This is a genomic window from Pseudomonas sp. RL_5y_Pfl2_69 (assembly GCF_963970465.1).
GTDB lineage: Bacteria > Pseudomonadota > Gammaproteobacteria > Pseudomonadales > Pseudomonadaceae > Aquipseudomonas.
In genome coordinates this window covers 276,479-294,569 of the sequence record NZ_CAXAOU010000005.1, presented here as the reverse complement: position 1 = coordinate 294,569, position 18,091 = coordinate 276,479, and the positions used below count along the sequence as shown (strand labels likewise).

Annotated in this window: 19 protein-coding genes; 3 read left to right on the top strand and 16 right to left on the bottom strand. The window is 60.8% G+C overall.

The features are described from left to right. Position 1 precedes the first annotated feature (1 nt). The 13 genes from AACY07_RS11460 to AACY07_RS11400 form a co-directional block, all read right to left on the bottom strand. Positions 2-1,165 (bottom strand): sodium:proton antiporter, encoded by a 1,164-nt coding sequence (locus AACY07_RS11460; protein ID WP_133076723.1) that lies wholly within the window; start codon positions 1,163-1,165, stop codon positions 2-4. After that, positions 1,162-3,474, bottom strand: a complete 2,313-nt coding sequence (locus AACY07_RS11455) for an MMPL family transporter (RefSeq protein ID WP_339474884.1) — start codon at positions 3,472-3,474, stop codon at positions 1,162-1,164. Before AACY07_RS11455 ends, AACY07_RS11460 begins: the two co-directional genes overlap by 4 nt. Further along, positions 3,464-4,147, bottom strand: a complete 684-nt coding sequence (locus AACY07_RS11450; protein WP_339474882.1) for an outer membrane lipoprotein carrier protein LolA — start codon at positions 4,145-4,147, stop codon at positions 3,464-3,466. Before AACY07_RS11450 ends, AACY07_RS11455 begins: the two co-directional genes overlap by 11 nt. Further along, positions 4,144-4,569 carry an acyl-CoA thioesterase gene (locus AACY07_RS11445; protein ID WP_339474880.1) on the bottom strand — a complete coding sequence of 142 codons (426 nt, stop codon included), beginning with the start codon at positions 4,567-4,569 and terminating at the stop codon, positions 4,144-4,146. Before AACY07_RS11445 ends, AACY07_RS11450 begins: the two co-directional genes overlap by 4 nt. Next, positions 4,562-6,106 (bottom strand): HAL/PAL/TAL family ammonia-lyase, encoded by a 1,545-nt coding sequence (locus AACY07_RS11440; protein WP_339474878.1) that lies wholly within the window; start codon positions 6,104-6,106, stop codon positions 4,562-4,564. The genes AACY07_RS11445 and AACY07_RS11440 overlap by 8 nt, the downstream gene beginning before the upstream one ends. After that, complete coding sequence (locus AACY07_RS11435; RefSeq protein WP_133076719.1) at positions 6,087-7,025, bottom strand: LpxL/LpxP family acyltransferase; 939 nt, start codon at positions 7,023-7,025, stop codon at positions 6,087-6,089. Before AACY07_RS11435 ends, AACY07_RS11440 begins: the two co-directional genes overlap by 20 nt. Further along, the gene (locus AACY07_RS11430) at positions 7,022-7,756 is read right to left on the bottom strand and encodes a glycosyltransferase family 2 protein (RefSeq protein ID WP_219262171.1); all 735 of its coding nucleotides are present in this window, start codon (positions 7,754-7,756) and stop codon (positions 7,022-7,024) included. The genes AACY07_RS11435 and AACY07_RS11430 overlap by 4 nt, the downstream gene beginning before the upstream one ends. Positions 7,757-7,944: 188 nt before the next feature. Further along, positions 7,945-9,615, bottom strand: a complete 1,671-nt coding sequence (locus tag AACY07_RS11425) for an AMP-binding protein (protein ID WP_339474875.1) — start codon at positions 9,613-9,615, stop codon at positions 7,945-7,947. Then, complete coding sequence (locus AACY07_RS11420; RefSeq protein WP_339474874.1) at positions 9,612-10,157, bottom strand: hypothetical protein; 546 nt, start codon at positions 10,155-10,157, stop codon at positions 9,612-9,614. The genes AACY07_RS11425 and AACY07_RS11420 overlap by 4 nt, the downstream gene beginning before the upstream one ends. Continuing rightward, positions 10,154-10,408 carry an acyl carrier protein gene (locus AACY07_RS11415; RefSeq protein WP_133076715.1) on the bottom strand — a complete coding sequence of 85 codons (255 nt, stop codon included), beginning with the start codon at positions 10,406-10,408 and terminating at the stop codon, positions 10,154-10,156. Before AACY07_RS11415 ends, AACY07_RS11420 begins: the two co-directional genes overlap by 4 nt. 9 nt (positions 10,409-10,417) lie before the next feature. Then, entirely contained in the window at positions 10,418-10,678 is a 261-nt protein-coding gene (locus tag AACY07_RS11410; protein ID WP_133076714.1) for a phosphopantetheine-binding protein, read from the bottom strand. Further along, on the bottom strand, positions 10,653-11,465 hold the full coding sequence (locus AACY07_RS11405) for a lysophospholipid acyltransferase family protein (protein ID WP_339474872.1): 813 nt from the start codon (positions 11,463-11,465) through the stop codon (positions 10,653-10,655). Before AACY07_RS11405 ends, AACY07_RS11410 begins: the two co-directional genes overlap by 26 nt. After that, complete coding sequence (locus AACY07_RS11400) at positions 11,441-12,160, bottom strand: beta-ketoacyl synthase chain length factor (protein ID WP_339474870.1); 720 nt, start codon at positions 12,158-12,160, stop codon at positions 11,441-11,443. The genes AACY07_RS11405 and AACY07_RS11400 overlap by 25 nt, the downstream gene beginning before the upstream one ends. Before the next feature lie 304 nt (positions 12,161-12,464). Here AACY07_RS11400 and AACY07_RS11395 point away from each other — a divergent pair, with 304 nt between their 5' ends. Further along, a complete protein-coding gene (locus AACY07_RS11395) occupies positions 12,465-13,238 on the top strand; it encodes a ParA family protein (RefSeq protein ID WP_133076711.1) in 774 nt (257 codons plus the stop codon). On the opposite strand, the gene trxC is transcribed toward AACY07_RS11395, so the two are convergent. Next, complete coding sequence (gene trxC, locus AACY07_RS11390) at positions 13,235-13,675, bottom strand: thioredoxin TrxC (protein WP_133076710.1); 441 nt, start codon at positions 13,673-13,675, stop codon at positions 13,235-13,237. The two genes, AACY07_RS11395 and trxC, sit on opposite strands and share 4 nt — an antisense overlap. A 52-nt stretch (positions 13,676-13,727) precedes the next feature. Then, complete coding sequence (locus tag AACY07_RS11385; protein ID WP_339474868.1) at positions 13,728-15,524, bottom strand: SLC13 family permease; 1,797 nt, start codon at positions 15,522-15,524, stop codon at positions 13,728-13,730. Positions 15,525-15,828: 304 nt separating this feature from the next. Here AACY07_RS11385 and AACY07_RS11380 point away from each other — a divergent pair, with 304 nt between their 5' ends. Together AACY07_RS11380 and AACY07_RS11375 are read left to right on the top strand one after the other, a co-directional pair. Beyond that, a complete protein-coding gene (locus AACY07_RS11380; RefSeq protein WP_339474866.1) occupies positions 15,829-16,116 on the top strand; it encodes a type II toxin-antitoxin system HigB family toxin in 288 nt (95 codons plus the stop codon). A 5-nt stretch (positions 16,117-16,121) separates the two neighbouring features. Then, a complete protein-coding gene (locus AACY07_RS11375) occupies positions 16,122-16,523 on the top strand; it encodes a helix-turn-helix domain-containing protein (protein ID WP_339474865.1) in 402 nt (133 codons plus the stop codon). Positions 16,524-16,532: 9 nt separating this feature from the next. On the opposite strand, the gene selO is transcribed toward AACY07_RS11375, so the two are convergent. Then, entirely contained in the window at positions 16,533-17,996 is a 1,464-nt protein-coding gene (selO, locus tag AACY07_RS11370) for a protein adenylyltransferase SelO (RefSeq protein ID WP_339474863.1), read from the bottom strand. Positions 17,997-18,091: the final 95 nt, after the last annotated feature.

Genomic DNA, 18,091 nt, shown 5'->3' with positions numbered 1-18,091 from the left:
TCTATTCCTGACACAGGCGCTCCTTGCCGGGTACTACGGCAGACTTCAAAGGGGGTTTACTCATGCCCGCCAACGCCGGTAACAGCGTAGCGATCAGGCTCATCAACATCAGCGCAAAGTACAGCGCGGGGCTGATGAGTTGTTGTTGCAGCAGCAGGTTGAGGAAGACGATTTCGCTCAATCCGCGAATGTTCAGTAACAGGCTTTCACGCCATTTGCTGGCCCCGGCAAACGACGGCGTGGCCCAGCTCACCCCGAGCCAGTTACCCAGCAGCTTACTGACCATCGGCAGCAGCAATAGTGCGGTCAGCTGCAGCAGGCTGATGTCGCTCAGGGCGCTGTGAACATTGATTTGCACAATGCCGAACGTGAGGATCAGCGGGATCGCCAACGTGGTCTGCAAGCGTTCCAGCCATACAGCGTTTAACGGCATGACCAGCTTCACCTTGAGCCACGCCATGCAGATCAAATAGCCGACGCCGAAAATAAGGGCATTGAGGCGGTAATGTTCGGCCACCACCAGCAAGGCAAAAAAGCTCAGGCTGTAACACAACGGCTGACGGATGCGCAGGGCGCGCAACAGCAGCGGCAGCAGGGCACCGGCCAGGGGCAGCAGCAAACTGCTCAGGTCCAGGCTGCCCTGGGCCAGGCCAAACAGGGTCCAGCATGTGAGGTCGATAAGGATCGCGCTTTGCACCAGGCGCCGAGTGGCGGCGGGTGGGTAATCGATGTGGCGCAAGTACAGGTACAACACCGGGATCGCGGTGATGGCAAACACCAGGCCCACCGCCAGTGAACTCAACCAGGGTTGTTCAGGCAGCAGCCAGACGGCGCAGGCCAGCCCGCAGGCGAAGGGCACGGCAAAGCTGGGCAGGGCGATCTTTACACTCTGGCGATCAAGGCGCAGATCAATCACGTCGCTCAAAATGGTGCCCAGCAACAGGGCAAAACTCAGGCTGTACAGGCTTTTTAGCCAGACCGGTGCGACCAGTTGGGCGCCGTCAAGCTGCCAGTGCGGTTCGATCCAGAACAGCATCAACAGCGGCAGGACGATGGACGCCAGCAATAACTGGCTGACAATCGGAATCACGCCAAAATGACGGCCCACGCGGGTGGCCAAGGCAAACAGGGCCAGGGCCAGCAGCCAGAACAGGGCTGTCATCATTGGCTGTGCTCCTGTCTGCCCGCCCAGGGCGCCAGGATAAAACTGAACGCCAGCCCCAGGCTGACCGACAAGCCGAAGTTGCTGACGGCAGGTGTGCTCGACACGGCCAGCAGGCCGAACGACAGCCATGTGGTCAATGCCGCCAGCAAGGTGCCGAGCAGGCTGACGGCGGCGCCGCCGATTTGCTCGCGCATCAGAATCGCGTAATCGACGCTGATCGCTGTCACCAGCAGCAGGCCGAAGAGGCTGAACAGCGTCAACGGCTGACCCAGCCAGCCCAGGCTTGCCAGGCTGCACAGCGCGGCCAGCAGCGGCAGTGCGACGATGCGCAGTGCACCGCCAAAACCGAACGGAGCGATCAGCAGCAATACGATCAAGGCACAGGACAGCAGCTTCAATTCGGCGGCGCTGATTTGCGTTGCGGCGAATACGTTATTCAAGTCGCCCAGGCGGTCGACCAGTTGTACGCCCGGCAGGTCTTGCGCTTGCACCCGCAGCAAACTGGCACTGCTCAACCCTTGCAGGCTGACCATGGCTGCAACGCCTTCGGCATTCTTGCCTAGCCAGAGTGCGCGCCAGGGTTCGGCCAGCGGGCCGCTCAACGCGTCATCGATATGTTGCTCGGGCAAGGCCTGCAATTGCGCAACCTCGGCCTGCAGAGCGGTTTCAGCTACGCCCAGCTCCAGCAGCGGCTGCCAATGTTGCGCCAGCTGAGACAGCGCACTGCGCAATTGCTGTTGCTCGTCGGGCAGGCTGACCAATTGGTTCAGCGCCAGGTAGCCCTGCAACTTGCCCATGTGCACCAACTGATCGAGACGCTCGCCAAGGGCGGTTTGGCGCTCAAGCAATTGCTGCTCGTTGTCGGCCCGCACCAGGAAAAACTGGCTGGTGGGCTGGTAGCCGGTAATCCGGGCAATGGCCTGTGCCTCGGCCATCAATTGCGGGGGGGCGCCGACCCATTGGCGAATGTCGTTCTTGGTGGTCAGTTGCCACAAACCGGCCGCGCAAAACCCCAGCAGTAAAACCAGCAAGGCTGGCGTGGGGATGCGTTTGAGCAAGGCTTCGCGCATGTCGAGCAGCGATTGCGCAATACGCAGGGGCCATTGCGCAGGGCGCAGTTCCACGCCTTTGAGCAGCGCGGGCAGCAGGCATACGGCGCTCAAGTATGCACCGACCAGGCCTGCGGCGGAGAAGATGGCGATTTGGGTCAGCGCCGGGAACGGGGTGAAGGCCAGTGCCAGATAACCAATGCAACTGGTCGCCAGGCTCAGGCTTAAACCGGGCAATGTCAGGCGCAAGGCGGGCCAGCTGCGCCAGGGTTTCAGGCTCCAGCTTTTGGACAGGTAATGCAGCGGGTAATCCACCGCCACCCCGATCAGGCTGGAGCCCAGTACCAGCGTCATCACGTGCATGCTGCCAAAGAACGCGACGCAGGCCACGGCGCCAAACAGCATGCCGACCAGCACGGGCACAAACGCCAGCAGCACCCGCCAGCGCCGGAACGCGAGCAGTAACAACAGCAGAATTCCGACGGTGGCTCCACCGCCGACCCAGGTGATTTCGCGGGTGGCTTGCTGTTGCCCGCTAGCCGCGTAGAGCAGGCCACTGGCAGCGAGCAGTTGCACATCGTGGGGTGCGACCTGCTGACGGCTGTGCTCAAGCAGCTCGGCAACCCGCAGTGGCAGTTTCATGTCAAACGCATTGCCTTGGGTACGGGCGCGCAGCAGCACCCAGTGTTTGCCGTCGGCCTCGGCGACCAGCGCTGCGCTGCCTATATCGAGTTGCACTGCACCGCGCTGCGGCTGGCTGTTCTGGATACGCCCGGTGAGGCCCAGCCAGTCGTCCTGGCTCGGCACCAGGCTGAACCCGGTGAAGGGATCGAACAGGGCTTGTACCCGTTGCTGGATAAAGGCGTCGGGGTGTTCGATCAGTTGCGTGCGGTCGGCTGCAGACAGCATTGCCAATCGGCCGCGCAGCAGTTGATCACGCAGCGCCGGGAGGTCGGCCTGCAGGCTCCATTGCACCTTTTCAAACAGGTCGCTGGCTTGCCACTGCTGGCCCAATTGCTCAGCCGAGGCGATGGCTTGCTGGCGATCGCTACTGCCCACCAGCACCAGCATTTCGCGGTTCAGGGGTTCCTGCATGCGTTGTTCTGCGCTCAGCTCCAGCGCATCCGGTGAATCCCCTGGCACCAGTTCCATCAGGTTGGCCGACAGCGGTGCGCCGTGGCGCCATTGCCAGCCGGCGAGTGCAAGCACCGCCACCAGCAGGATCATGAAGCCACGGGGCAACCAGCGTTCATTGCGCAAAATCGTGCTGCTCCGTGTCACTCAAGGGTTGGTTGCTGACGCTGTTGTGCATTTTAAGCAGCGTGCTGTCGCCTTGGGTTTCTTGCAGTTCGATACGTTGCACCAGTTCGCCGCCGCCGATGTTGATCTGCTTGAACACTTGCTTGAGCAGCAGTGAGCGTGGGGTCAGGGTCAGCGTCCAGTGGGCGGGTTCGCCTTGCAGTTGCAGGTCGAAGTCCCGTTGCAGGCCACTGCTGTCGCCTTGCAGCACGGCGAGGAACAAGCGGTTTTGCTCGGCGCCTGCGCTTTTGCCAGGCAGCATTTGCCAGCGCGTGCCGTCGCGCCGGGCGATGCCTTGGGACGTGATGCGGTAATCCTGTTGCAGCGGGGTTTTCAATTGCCAAAGCAGGCCGTGATCCTTGGCCAGCACAAAGGTACCGGTGCTGGTCAGCGGCTTGGGCAGGGCGCGCAGGTGTTTTTCCTGGATGAAATCACCGTGGATCACCTGGGGTTTGGCCAGTTGTTCGCTGAGTTGTTGCAGGTCGAAGGCGTGGGCCAGAGGAGTGAATCCGAGCAACAGCGCGCACACCAATGTGGGAGCGGGCTTGCTCGCGATGCAGGCGCTGCGCAGCGTCTGCCACACCGCGGTGATGCAATCGCGAGCAAGCCCGCTCCCACAGATGATCGCGCTCATGGCAGCACCCTCGCGACCGCGTCGGTGAAGCACTTGGGTGACACCAGTTGCATCTCCTTGCTGGCGATCTCGACCGCCACTTGCACCGTAACGGCCCGGGTCAGCCGCTCGCCTGTGGCCAGGTCGGTAATCAGGTAATTGACCTTCAGGCGGTTCTCCCACTCCACCAGGTTGGCGCGCACGTTGATGCGCTGCCCAAACGTGGCCCCGCGGACATAGCGCAATTGCATGTCGATCACCGGCCACGCATAGCCCGCATCGAGCATGTGCGTGTAGTTGTGGCCGATATGGTCGAGTAACGCACAACGCGCCACTTCGAGGTATTTGACGTAGTGGCCGTGCCACACCACGTGCAGGGTGTCGATGTCGAAAAACGGCACCAGCACTTCGGTATCAACGTGCAAAACGCCTTTGCTACGCATGCAGCCTCCAGTGTTGTTGTGCAATACGGCTCAGGCACAAGCGCAGTTCGGCTTCCAGGGCGCGGTCTTCGACCACCGGCGGGAAGTCCTTCGCCAATTCGGCGTGCATCTGGGCCAGTGCGGGTGGCAGCGGGCGGGCGTCTTCGGCGCGGCTGCGCAACCACACGCCCTGATTAGCCGCCAGCAAAGTGGCAGCAGCGACCTGTTCGGTCAGTTCAAGCACGCGGATCGCATCGCGGGCAGCGATGGTGCCCATGCTCACTTTGTCCTGGTTGTGGCACTCGGTGGAGCGCGAGAACACGCTGGCCGGCATGGTGTTTTTCAAGGCTTCGGCGGTCCAGGCGCTGGTGCCGATCTGTACCGCTTTAAAACCGTGGTTGAGCATCGCCCGCTCGGCGGTTGCGCCCGACAGGTTGCTCGGCAGACCGTGGTTGTAACGCACGTCCACCAGCAGCGCGAGCTGGCGGTCCAGCAGGTCGGCGACGTTGGCGACCAGGGTCTTGAGGCTGTCCATCGCAAAGGCGATATGACCGCCGTAGAAGTGCCCGCCATGCAGCACGCGCTCTTCTTCAGCGTCGATGATCGGGTTGTCGTTGGCGCTGTTGAGTTCAATTTCGATAAACCCGCGCAGCCAGTTCAGGCTGTCAGCCAGCACCCCCAGCACGTGGGGCGCACAGCGCAGCGAGTAGCGGTCTTGCAGGCGATGCAAGGGCGCGGTCGGGGCGTCGATGGCCAGGTCCTGGCGAATCCAGGCCGCCACCTGCATTTGCCCCGGATGGGGTTTGGCGGCGAACAGGCGCTCGTCGAAGTGCTCGGGGTTGCCTTGCAGCGCCACCACGTTGAGGGCGGTGATGCGCGTGGCCAGTTTGAGCAGGTAGTCGGCGCGGGCATAGGCCAGGCACGCAAGGCCAGTCATCACGGCGGTGCCGTTCATCAGCGCCAGCGCTTCCTTGGGCCGCAGTACCAGCGGTGTCCAGCCCAGTTCCTGATGCACGTCGGCTGCGAGGCGGCGCTCACCCTTGAACAATACTTCGCGTTCGCCCGACAACGTGGCCGCCACATAGGACAACGGCGTTAGATCGCCGCTGGCGCCCACCGAGCCCTCTTCGGGAATCAGCGGCAGGATGTCGTGGGCAATAAAAGCCTGCAAACGTTCCAGCAACTCGATGCGCACTCCGGACACGCCGTGGCACAGCGACTGCAGGCGTGCGGCGAGCACGGCGCGGGTGGCCTGGGCGTCGAGCAGTTTGCCCAGCCCGCAGCCGTGAAAGGTGTAGAGGTGGCGCGGCAGCGCTTCAACATGCTCCAGCGGCACCGCCACCACGCACGAATCACCGTAGCCGGTGGTCACGCCGTAGATGACGCCTTCCTTGTCCAGCAGCGAGTCGAGAAAGCGTGCGCCCTTGGCAATGCGCTCGCGATAGTCGGCGTCGTCTTGCAGACGGGTCGGCGCCTGACGATTGGCCAGGGCCAGCACGTCTTCAATGCGCAACGGGGTTTGGCCGAAGGTTACTGGCTCATGCGGATGCGTCGTCATCGGTCTTCCAGAAAGGGTAAAAATTGAACCATTGTTGGGGCGCTTCGAGGCAGTAGTGCCCCAGGCGTTCGGCGTAGCGTGTGGCCCACTGGGCGATCACCTGCTCGCGGTCGCTGCGCCGCCAGAGTACGGCGTCAGTGAAGGGTTCGAGGATGACCCGGTAGCGTCCTTCGTGCTTGAGGCAAAACATCAGGTTGACCGGGCATTTGAGCAGCCCGGCCAACAGCCACGGGCCTTGGGGGAATGCGGCTGGATGGCCGAGAAAGTCGACCTCGACATTGCGCCCGCCATGCAGCGGAACCCGGTCACCGGCAATCGCCAGCCATTCGCCGTCTTCCAGGCGTTGATTGAGTTGCAGCATCACTGCCGGGTTGAGCTCACTGACCTGAATCAGCCGTAAATGGCTGGCCCCGGCTTCGCCCAGCAGGCGGTTGAAGTGTTCGGCGTGTTTGGTGTGCACCAGCACGTTCATGGTCACCTGTTCGCCCAGCTCGGCCAGTGCGCGACACACTTCGAGGTTGCCCAGGTGTGCGCCCACCAACATCTGGCCGCGTTCGCCGCGTAACTGATTGCGCAGCAGGGCGGGGTCGATGATGTCGATGTCTTCGATCTTGAGGCGCCCGTTCCACACGTCGAGCTTGTCGAGCAGGGCATCGGCAAAGGCCATGAACTGCCCGAACACCCGTCTGCGGGTGGGGCGCAGGTCGCTTTTCCCGCTCCAGTCGGCCAACCGCTGCTGGTACTGCCAGATGCTGCGCCGGGCACGGCCACCGAAGACAAAGAAGTACAGCACGATGGCGTAGAGCACCGGGCTGAGCAGGCGTCGGCCCAGCAGTTTGACGCCGAACGCAGTGAGCTTCATCAGCCGGAAACTGCCGCGCTCCTTGTGGTCAGCCCAATGCTGTTGAGGTTCGCTCATGCTTTGAAACGCCCCCAGAGGATGCTCGGCAAACGGATCAACATGCCGAAAAACAGTTTGGTGTGCATACCGGAAATCAGCGCGTTGTCATGGAACAGGCGAAAGTGCGAGAGGCCGTCCTGGGGGTAATGGACCTTGGTCGGCAGCCAGCGCATGGGCTGGTTGCGCCACGCCAGGCGCACCAGGATCTCGGGATCGAAGTCCATGCGCTTGCCCAGTTTGACCGAATTGATCAGCGCCAGCGTCGGCGTCAGCGGGTAGACCCGAAAACCGCACATGGAGTCGGGAATCTGCAGCGACAGGCTGTTGATCCACACCCACACGTGGGTCAGGTAGCGCGCATACAGTCGGCCCTTGGGTACGCTGTCGTCGTATTGCGGATAACCGCAGATCAGCGCCTGGGGGTTTTGCTGCGACACCTGCATAAAGGTCGCGACGTCGCGCAGGTCGTGCTGGCCGTCGGCGTCTACTTGCAGGGCGTGGGTGAAGCCCAGCCTGGCGGCTTCCCGCAGCCCCGCCATGACCGCGCCACCCTTGCCCTGATTGATGGCCAGGCGGATGAGGAAAGTGTTCTCGCCCTGGGCAAGCTGTTCGAGAACGGCACTGCACGCGGGGCTGCTGGCGTCGTCAACCAGCACGCAGGGCAAGCCGGCGGCGAGCAGGGCGTCGACCACGGCCGGCACGGCGGTTTCGTGGTTGTACACCGGAATCACAGCGCAGGGGTTATGCATGGGCGGCTATCTCCAGGCCAATGCGGACTCTTTGTAGCAGCTGCCGAAGGCTGCGTCCGGTGGCGTAGCCGCCGTAAAGTCTGGCGCCTTGGCTTGTCATGAAAATCGTGCAAGCCGGTTTACGATTGCTTCGCAACCGGACGCAGCCTTCGGCAGCTGCTACGGGGCGATTTGCAGCGTCAGATAACTTATTCACAGGCGGGCTCCAGCACGATGCGGCCACTGGAGCAGGGCGCCGTCGCGTTGCGGTAGGCGAAGTGCAGCTTGCTGCGCTCACGGTCGAAACGCAGGGTCAGTTCGATGGCGTCGCCTGGGCGTACCAGTTGCTGGAACTTGAGCACTTCCATCCCGGCAAAACGCGGCGGCAGGTCGAGCAGTTGCTGACCCAGTGCCATTGCCCAATCCACTTGCACCACGCCCGGCAGTACCGGGGTTTTGGGGAAGTGACCACTGAAGTAGGCCAGGTCTGGCGGGATCGACAGGTTGAGGGTCCACTGGCCGTCATGTTCGGCTTGGCTCAGCACCTCGGGCATTTTAGGCCGGGGTGCCAGCAATAACGTATCGACCTGGGCCTGGGGCAGCTTGCCCTGGCTGTTGAGTGGCATCTGGCGCAACACGCGCCAGCGACGGGGTAAGGCCAGTGCTTCGCAGTGCTGGCTCAAGTGCTGGCGCAGGGTTTGGGTCAGGGCGCGGCGACCGTGTTCACGCAGGGCAAACAGACCGCTGGAGCTGAGTACCAGCAAGGCGCCCAGGGACGCACGGTTTTCGTTGACCACGCCCAGGCGGGCTTCAGCCACCCAGTCGTGGTTGATCAGTGCGTGCTCGAGCATGGGCAGGGAGATGCGTTTTTCTTCCAGTTTGACGATGCGATCCAGGCGCCCGAGCAACTCGAAACGACCATCGGCCTCGATGCGAGCCGCGTCGGCAGTCTGTTCGATATGACCCGCGGGCAAGTACGCCGAGGCGATTATCAGGGCGCCATCTTCGCTCTGGCTCAGTTGCACATCGGCAAATGGCTGCCACAGGTTTGGGCCCTGACGCCACGCGATCCCACCGGTTTCCGAGCTGCCAAGGATTTCGGTCGGCCACTGGCCCAGACGCTCGAACAACCCTTGCGCCGCCTCTGCAGGCAAGGCGCCGCCCGACGAGAAAACCCGGCGTACCAGGCTCAGGGCGGGCCAGTCCAGGTTGTCGGCCATGCGCTTGAGCAGGGCAGGGCTGGCGACCCATGCGAATGATGAATGCTCGCGGCTGGCGCGCTGCATGTCTTCAGGGAACGCCAGTTGCTTGCGGACAAAGGTGCGGCCTGCGCACAGGGGCCACAACACGCGAAACAGCAGACCGTAAATATGCTGTGCAGCCACGCTGGCAATGATGCACGCATCACCCAGATCGGCGCCCCACAGCTGTTCCAGCGCCTGGACTTCGTTGGCCATCTGGCGCAGGTTTTTGTCGATGCGCTTGGGTTCGCCGCTTGAGCCCGAAGTGCACAGGCTGAGCTGGCACTTGTCCAGATCCAGTTCTGCTGCCGGCACTGCATCGGCGTACAAGGCTTGCAGTTGGTCGTTTTGAGTTATCCACAGGTCAACCCGGTCATCCCAGCGCTGACGGGTTTGGGCTTGCAGGTCGGCAGGCAGCAGCACGCTGACGCCGGCGCGCCACGCACCGAGTAAAGCCACTGCCAGTTCGCCAGCGTCCTCAAGGTGCACGGCAATGTGCTGCACGCCTCGCTGTTGCAGGCCGCCCGCCAGGCGCAAGGCCTGTTCACAGAGGGTGTCGTGGTTCAGCGCAGGGTCAACCGTAACGCGGCGCTCTGCGTGTCCCTTGAGCAATAGCTGCTCAAGTTTTATCCAATTCATGCCCGGCCTCTTACCTTTTGTCGTATCAGCCATTCAATGGCAAACAGCAGCCCCATCAGCCCGTAGGCGATAAGGCCGTTGTACAACGTCCACCAGCTCAGCGGCGCCCACAGCGTCAAACTGGCTGCGACTAACCCGTTGAGCATGAAAAACAGGCACCAGACCTTGGTCACCTGCCGTGTGTAAACAATTGCGATGTCGGGTAATACCGGCTCGCGCAACCGGGCCAGGCGCTCGATCATCGGTGGCCCGAACTTCAGGCTCAGACCGAACAGGCAGAGCATGAACGTACTGATCAGGACCGGGTACCAGCGCAACAGTGCCGGGCTGTTGAACAGCGCCAGCAGGCCGCAGAACACCAGTGCAACGACCGCCATCCACAGGCTGCCGGGGCGCCGTTCTCCGGTCAGGGCACGGGCCAGCCACAGGCCGCCAAGCAGTAACGCAAACTGCCATGGGGCGAAATGGGCCATGCCGAAATACACCGCAAAGGGGTACAACAGGCCCGCCAGCAGCAGCCCAAGGCCAATCAGTCGACTCATGCGTCAGCGTGAACCAGGCGATAAACTGCCTCGACCACGTCATTGACGGTTCGCACCGATTTGAATTCTTCAGCGGCGATTCTTTTGCCGGTTTTGCGCTTGATGTGGTCGATCAGGTCAACGGCGTCGATGCTGTCGATTTCCAGGTCCTGATACAGGTTGGCGTCCAGGGTGACGCGCTCGGGCTCCAGTTCGAAGAGTTCGACCAGGGCGTCGCGCAGGGTATTGAAAATGTCGTCACGGGTTTGCATGGTTCGGTCTCAGGCTGCCTGTTTGGCCGTGACAAAAGCCGCAAGGCTGGCCACGTTGGAAAAGTGATTGCGAGTGTCTTTGGCATCGGCGTCTATTTTGATGCCGTAGGTTTTTTGAATCGCCAGGCCCAGCTCAAGTGCGTCGACCGAATCCAGCCCCAGGCCATCGCCAAACAGGGTTTGTTCGTCACCAATGTCGCTGACGCTGATGTCTTCGAGGCCCAGGGCATCGATGATCAGCTGTTTAATGTCGCGTTTCAGATCGCTCATCTGTGGCGAGCTCCTTAATAAAGTAGTCATGCACGAAGTCATTGAGCAGGCGCGAGGCTTTAGGCGGCGGGCCAAGCGCGGTAAAGGTGTCTGGATCTATATCGGCACCGACACGAATACTGAAGTGCACGCGTCGATAGGGGATGCGGTACCAGGGTTCAGCCTTGGTCAACGTGGTGGGGCTGACTTTGATCACCACCGGGGTGAGGATTTTCGCACCCCGCAGTGCTATCGCGGCGGCGCCGCGATGAAAGGCAGGTGCCGTGCCCGGCTGCGTGCGGGTGCCCTCCGGGAAAATGATCAGGGTCTGGCCTTCCTGCAGCGCTCGCGCGGCGTTATCGAGCATGTCGACGCTGCCATCGTTGCTGATGTACTGCGTGGCGCGCACGGGGCTGCGGGTAAACGGGTTTTGCCAAAGGCTCTCTTTGACCACGCAATTGGCGTTTCTTACCAGGCCGATCAAAAAAACCACGTCGATAAGCGACGGGTGGTTGGCAATGATCATCTGCCCGGGTCGCCCGAGCCGTTCGGCACCTTGTACGTCGTAGGTCAGCACGCCCATACGGGCCATCGTGCGGATAAACAGCCAGAACAGCCGGCTGACGGTTGCACGGGCACGTTCGCGGTGACGAACGGCGTTTCCGGGCAGGCAACCGAGCACCGGGAAAATCACGACCCGCAGGCACAGGCATCCGAGACCGAACAGTGTAAAGCTGATCGCCGTGGCGATCAGGCGCCAGACATAAGCATCGCGGTGCTCGCTCACAGGCTGTATTGCCAGTTCCATACGCGGTCTTTCCAGGCGTGCTGGAATGACGCCTGTCCATCGAACAGGTGGCGCAACAGGTTCAGGCTATGGGGCCACGGGGCTTTTTCGATGCCGGTGGTCGTGCTTGCGAGGGAGACCTGCCATTGCGTCCCGGGGGTCAGCAGCAGGCCGACGGCGTAAGGAAAGGGCACATCATTAATCCATTGGGCGTAGGCGTGCGGCGGTTGCTCTTCGGTGATGATCAGCAGTACGGCGGGCGCGCCTTCATTCAACAGCGCGCAGGCCTCGATCAGGCCATGCTCCAGGCCATCTCCGGCAGCGGCAATGGCCGTCATCTCGCTGGTTTCGCCGCGCATGATCGACCATAGGCCAATGACCGCGTTATGCACCGAGAGGCTGAATTGTGTCGGGGACAGGGGCTGGCTGGCAGCGAGGTCGCTGAGGATGTCGAATGTGCGCGGGGTTTCGCCGTGGCGTGAGGCGAAGACCAGTGGCAGTGCCTCGTGGCCTTGTGCCAGTGGCCAGCCGACGCTGAATGCCATCCGTGCCAGGCGGCTGAGGCGACGGCGTTGCATGGCGGGTAGAAACGAGACATCAGGTGCTGCGTTGCTGGCGGCGAGTACGCTGGGTTGCTGGCTCCAGGCTTGCCAATCGGCCACGCTGTCGAGGCCCGGAGCCCAGGCGCGCCACGCGGCGATATTGAAATTGATCACTGGAGTTTCATCCCGCCCTTGCAGGCTTCCTTGATGCGAAAGTGGGCATCAGTCGATGCCACACCTGATACAGAATGGCGACATTATCCCGGTGCAGTTGGCTTGTAGCAAATATTGCTTACATTTCAAGTATGGTTTTTGCGTGATCTGAAAAATATAAGACTAATGCTTCCCATATGGCGGATATGTTCGACGACTATTGCGGTTAAATCTCTAATAGATGTAAGGCATTTCTCTGCGAGGTAGCTAAGCCGCACAAAGGCAATCTACACTCGGGGACACATTGGTACACGGAGGTTTTGAAATGCGTCGCGTGGTGTTCAACCAAAAAGGCGGTGTGGGTAAATCCAGCATCGCGTGCAATCTGGCTGCGGTCAGTGCCAGCGAGGGCTACAGGACGTTGCTGGTGGATCTGGACGCCCAGGCCAACTCCACTCAATACCTGACCGGACTCACGGGCGACGATATCCCGATGGGGATTGCCGACTTCTTCAAGCACAGTTTGTCAGCCGGGATCGGTTCGAAAAAAAACCGTGTCGATATTTACGAAACACCCTTTGAAAATTTGCACGTTGTCACCGCCACGGGCGAACTGGCTGATTTGCAGCCAAAGCTTGAAGCCAAGCACAAGATCAACAAGCTGCGAAAACTGCTTGAAGAATTGTCCGAAGACTATGACCGCATCTATGTCGACACACCTCCCGCATTGAACTTTTACGCCGTTTCGGCGTTGATCGCGTGTGATCGCGTGCTGATTCCATTTGATTGCGACAGTTTTTCGCGTCAGGCGCTTTACGGGCTGCTGGCTGAAATCGAAGAACTGAAAGAAGACCACAACGAAGACCTGCTGGTCGAAGGCATTGTGGTCAATCAGTTCCAGGCCCGGGCCAGCCTGCCCCAGCAAATGCTCGATGAGTTGATCGCTGAAGGGCTACCGGTGCTGCCGATGTACCTGAGCAGCTCCGTGCGGATGCGCGAGTCGCACCAGGCCTGTCAGCCTTTGATCCACTTCGACCCGCGGCACAAACTCACTCAACAGTTTGTTGAGTTGCACGATTATCTGGATCAGAACGCTTAGGCACTGATGCCCTGGCTGCGCAGCCAGGCGGTCAGTTGCTGCAACGGCAGCGCACCGCTCTGGCGAGCGACTTCGCGGCCATTTTTAAACAGGATGAGGCTAGGGATGGAGCGGATCCCCAATTGTCCGGCCAGTTGTTGATTGGATTCACTGTCAAGTTTGGCCAGTCGGCATTTGCCGATCAGTTGGCTGGCGGCTTGTTCAAATACCGGGGCAAAGGCTTTGCACGGTCCGCACCATTCGGCCCACACATCCACCAGCAGCGGCAGGTCGCCCTTGATCTGGCTGGGGTAGTCGGTTTGTTTAAGATCGAAGGGCTTGGCGAGCAGTACCGCATTCTTGCAGCGCCCGCATTTGGGGTGCTCGCCGATGCGCTCTGCGGGAATACGGTTAAGGCCGTTGCAGTGTGGGCAGGGAATCAGCAGCGGTTCGGTCATCGGTCGTTCTCTACAAGGGGGCTCATGAGCGTGCAGTTCAGCAGATGATTGCTCAACCCGCCACTGGCGTCAGCGGCCAGATCCAGGGAATCACCAGCATTGCCACTATCAGCATCAGTACATTCAGCGGGATGCCGATGCGCAAAAAGTCGCTGAATTTGTACCCGCCTGCGTTATACACAAAGGTGTTGGTCTGGTAGCCAATCGGCGTTGCGAAGCTGGCGCTGGCAGCGAACATCACGGCCACCACGAAAGGTCTGGGGTCCACACCCATCTGTTGCGCTACACCAATTGCGATCGGCGTCAGCAATACCGCCACGGCATTGTTGGAGAGGATCTCGGTGAGCAGGCTGGTCAGTAAATAGACAAACCCCAGCATCAACAGCGGTCCGGCATTGGGGATGGCGGCCATGGTCTGGTTGACCACCAAATTGATCAGGCCGACTTTTTCCATCGCAATGCTGATGGCCAGCATGCCGAAAATCAGGCTCAGGATTTTCCAGTCCACCGCCTTGTAAGCGTCCTGCACATCCAGGCAGCGTGTGGCGACTACCGTCACTGCGGCGATGAGTGCCAGCCCTTCGATGGGCATGACTTCCAGCGCCGCAAGAATCATCACCGCCAGCGTCGAAATAATCGCAATCGGTGCTTTGTCGCGGCGATAAGCGCGCTCCAGGACGGTATTGAGGCTGATCAAGTCGCCATTTTCGGCGAAACGACGGATCTGGCTGGGCGTGCCCTCAACCAGGATCACATCGCCAAATTGCAGGTGCAGATCGTCGAGGTTGCCTTGAATGTTTTCGTCCTGGCGATGCACCGCGAGCACTGCAATGCCGTATCGCGCCGTCAAGTCGAGGTCGCGCATGGGGCGGTGGCTGTAGCGCGAGTTACGGCCCACGATGGCTTCGGCCAGGATCACGTCGTGGTTGCTGATGGTTTCGAACGCATCACCACGGTTGAAGGCCAGCACGCCGCTTTCGCGCAGCTCGACCACGTTCTGTACCTGCCCGTGCAGCACCAGGCGATCGCCGCTGCGCAACTGGGTGGTGGGCTCTGGCGTGGAAAGCTCTTGCTCGTCACGGAAAATCTTCAGGACTTGCAGGCCGCTGCCACCATTGAGATTGGCTTCAGTCAGGGTTTTTCCGATCACGGGCGAATGGTGGGGCACCAGCAGTTCGCTCATGAAGGTGCGAGTCAGGTCCGGGCGCAATTGCTTGGACAGGCTGTCGCGATCAGGTAGCAGGCGGTTGCTGAAAATCATCAGGTACACAAAACCCACGGCGGCAAACATCAGCCCGGCCTGAGTGATTTCGAACATGCCGAAGGGTGCGAGCCCGGCTTTGCGTGCAACCCCGTCCACCAGGATATTGGTCGAGGTGCCGATCATCGTCAGCATCCCGCCCAGTACCGTGGCGTAAGACAGCGGGATCAGCAGCTTGGACGGCGAATTGTGGGAGCGCTTGGCGAGGGCAATCGCCACCGGCGTCAAAATGGCCACCACAGGGGTGTTGTTCAGGAACGCCGAAATGACCAGCGCGGTAATCATCAGTCCGCCGAGCACCCGCAGCGGTTTGTCGCCTACCAGGTTGCCCAGCCAGTTGCCCAGGGCATCAATGCAGCCGGTACGCTCCAGGGCGGCCGAGAGCACAAACATGCAGGCAATTGTGGCAGGAGCCGAGTTGCTGAGCACACTCAACACTTCGTGGGGCGTCAGAATCTGCGTGACCAGCAGGGCGGCAACACCAATGGCGGCTACGACATCGGCGCTCCACTTCTCGCGCACAAACGACACCAACAACCACACCAGCAGAGCGGCAACAAACAGCAGGGGGAGCGAGTCCCAGGACATGGGTCTTCCTTAATGCAACGAATCTCGTATGAGGTATCGGGCAGGCCAGAGCCGCCGCGCGGGCGTCACCATAATCAGGGCGGGTTAGTTCGTCTAAGACTGTTTAGGCAGGTTGATATGCGATTTTGTTATGGCAGGACGAGGCGACGTATTTGCTCATACAGTCCTGAGCCGGCTGCGCAGCCCTTATCTAGGCTTTGAAGCGAGACAGCGACAGCACCATTGGTCAGGGGCGGATTATCGCATATTGCGATTGGCTGATCCCTGACTTAACCTCCATAGCAAGATGCGATAGGGACGTTGCATGCGAGTGATAACAGCCAAGCGTATTTGGGAAGCGAAAACACAATGGCCGCAATCGGCGAGCGCACTCGATGAGTGGTATCGCAAGATCAAGGTCCTCAACCCCCAGGACTTTGCCGCCTTAAGGTCGTTTTTCCCTGCTACCGACAAGGTCGGTTTGTTTCACGTTTTCAATATTGGAGGTAACAAGCTGCGACTGATCGCCGTGGTGCGTTATCGGGTACAGCGCCTCTACATTCGTCATGTGCTCGATCACAGTGACTATGACAAGGGCAATTGGAAGGAGTAAGCACAATGAACGCATTGATCGCACTGGCGGCAGAACACTGGAAGTTCGTGGCGCCTTTACTGCGCAAACCGAAAACCGATGCAGATTACGATGAGTTGGTCGCAGCCCTCGACGGGTTGACCGACTTGATTGGCGACGATGAGAGTCACCCCTTGATGAGCCTGGTGGACATCATCGGTGACTGGGTTGAAGCCTACGACCTCGAGCATCGGCCGATGCCCAAGGTCAGTGGTGTCGATGTGTTGCGCTCGGTGATGCAGGAGCACGGGCTGACTCAAAGCGACTTGCCGGGCGTGGGTACCCAATCGGTGGTGTCCGAAATCCTCAGCGGCAAGCGCCAGCTCAACGTTCGGCAGATACGCTGGCTGGCGGACTACTTCAACGTGCCTGTGGATATGTTTATCTGAGGCTTTGCATTACGACGAGCAGCTGATCTCCAGGTGCTTGCCCCATTCAGGCGGGCGCTCGGCATAGGTTTCCATGCCCGGTTGCTCGGTGAACGGTCGGGTCAGTACGTTGTGCAGGCGCTGCACTTCGCTGTAATCCCCGGCTTGGGCGGCATCGATGGCTTTTTGCGCCAGATAGTTGCGCAGGATGTACAGCGGGTTGACCCGGTGCATGCGCTCACGGCGTGCGCTTTCATCACTCACGCCTTCACGGGCGACCCGGGCAACGTACTGTGCTGCCCATTCATCAAAACCCTTGAGGTCGACAAATTCGTCACGCAGGCGGGACACGGCCTGCTCTGCTGGCAAGTCGCCCAGGCGGCGGAAGAACAGGGTGTAGTCGATGCTGCTGCCTTGCATCCGTTGCAACAGGGTTTCGATCAATTGTTGATCACCGTCTTCGGCGGTGGTCAGGCCCAGTCGGCGGCGCATCAGGTCGGTGTAGTGCGCTTGATACAGCGGCAAGTAGAGCCCCAGGGTTTCGCGCAGGGCCTCAACGCTGATAAACGGCGTCAGGGCCTGGGCCAGTGCGCTGAGGTTCCACTGGCCGATAGGCACCTGATTGCTGAAGGAGTAACGCCCTTCGTGGTCTGAGTGGTTGCAGACGAAATTGGCGTCGAAGTCGTCGAGGAAGGCGAACGGTCCAAAGTCGAAGGTGATGCCCAGAATCGACATGTTGTCGGTGTTCATCACGCCGTGACAAAAACCGTAGGCCTGCCACTTGGCAATCAGCTCGGCGTTACGCTCGACGATCTCGCGGAACATCGCCAGATAGGGCTCGGGTTGCTCCAGGCACTCGGCAAAGTGCAGGGTCAGTACATGCTCGCCCAATTGCTTTTGCTGCTCGGGGCGCTTGGTGTAGTAGAAGTATTCGAAATGCCCGAAGCGCACATGGCTGGGCGCCAGGCGCAGGACCATGGCCGCGCGCTCCTGGGTTTCACGCCACACCGGGGTGTCGGAGCCGATCACGCACAGGGCGCGGCTGCTGGGAATGCCCAGCGCGTGCAGCGCCTCGCTGGCGAGAAACTCGCGGATCGATGAGCGCAGCACGGCGCGACCATCGCCCATGCGCGAGTAGGGCGTCATGCCGGCACCCTTGAGGTGCAAGTCCCAATGCTCGCCCGCCTCGTTATAGACCTCGCCCAGCAGCAGCCCGCGGCCGTCACCCAGTTGCGGGTTATACGAGCCGAACTGATGACCGGAATAGACCATGGCGCGGGGTTCGGCGTCGGCCCACAGGGTGTGACCGCCAAACAGCTGGGCGAACACCGGGTCCTGGGTCACGGTCGGGTCGAGGTCAAGCAGCGCCATGGCGGCATCGCTGGCAACCACCACGCGCGGTGCGTCGATGGGCTCGGGCAGCACGTGAGTTGAAAACGCGTCACCCAGTCGAGCGAAACGGTTATCAAAAGTCAGTTCGTCGAGGGCTTTCAATGACCGTCTCCAGTAAGCATGTTCAAGGGTGGGAGCGGGCTTGCTCGCGATGGTATCAACGGGCTTGGCCAGTTAAACCGATTCGCCTGCATCGC

Bases quoted from the DNA above. Each gene is read 5' to 3' on its own strand.
- AACY07_RS11440 (WP_339474878.1), bottom strand. From the start codon at position 6,106: ATGACGACGCATCCGCATGAGCCAGTAACCTTCGGCCAAACCCCGTTG.
- AACY07_RS11385 (WP_339474868.1), bottom strand. From the start codon at position 15,524: ATGTCCTGGGACTCGCTCCCCCTGCTGTTTGTTGCCGCTCTGCTGGTG.
- AACY07_RS11425 (WP_339474875.1), bottom strand. From the start codon at position 9,615: ATGAATTGGATAAAACTTGAGCAGCTATTGCTCAAGGGACACGCAGAG.
- AACY07_RS11450 (WP_339474882.1), bottom strand. From the start codon at position 4,147: ATGAGCGCGATCATCTGTGGGAGCGGGCTTGCTCGCGATTGCATCACC.
- AACY07_RS11410 (WP_133076714.1), bottom strand. From the start codon at position 10,678: ATGAGCGATCTGAAACGCGACATTAAACAGCTGATCATCGATGCCCTG.
- trxC (WP_133076710.1), bottom strand. From the start codon at position 13,675: ATGACCGAACCGCTGCTGATTCCCTGCCCACACTGCAACGGCCTTAAC.
- AACY07_RS11415 (WP_133076715.1), bottom strand. From the start codon at position 10,408: ATGCAAACCCGTGACGACATTTTCAATACCCTGCGCGACGCCCTGGTC.
- AACY07_RS11405 (WP_339474872.1), bottom strand. From the start codon at position 11,465: ATGGAACTGGCAATACAGCCTGTGAGCGAGCACCGCGATGCTTATGTC.
- AACY07_RS11430 (WP_219262171.1), bottom strand. From the start codon at position 7,756: ATGCATAACCCCTGCGCTGTGATTCCGGTGTACAACCACGAAACCGCC.
- AACY07_RS11435 (WP_133076719.1), bottom strand. From the start codon at position 7,025: ATGAGCGAACCTCAACAGCATTGGGCTGACCACAAGGAGCGCGGCAGT.
- AACY07_RS11420 (WP_339474874.1), bottom strand. From the start codon at position 10,157: ATGAGTCGACTGATTGGCCTTGGGCTGCTGCTGGCGGGCCTGTTGTAC.
- AACY07_RS11395 (WP_133076711.1), top strand. From the start codon at position 12,465: ATGCGTCGCGTGGTGTTCAACCAAAAAGGCGGTGTGGGTAAATCCAGC.
- AACY07_RS11380 (WP_339474866.1), top strand. From the start codon at position 15,829: ATGCGAGTGATAACAGCCAAGCGTATTTGGGAAGCGAAAACACAATGG.
- AACY07_RS11375 (WP_339474865.1), top strand. From the start codon at position 16,122: ATGAACGCATTGATCGCACTGGCGGCAGAACACTGGAAGTTCGTGGCG.
- AACY07_RS11445 (WP_339474880.1), bottom strand. From the start codon at position 4,569: ATGCGTAGCAAAGGCGTTTTGCACGTTGATACCGAAGTGCTGGTGCCG.
- AACY07_RS11460 (WP_133076723.1), bottom strand. From the start codon at position 1,165: ATGATGACAGCCCTGTTCTGGCTGCTGGCCCTGGCCCTGTTTGCCTTG.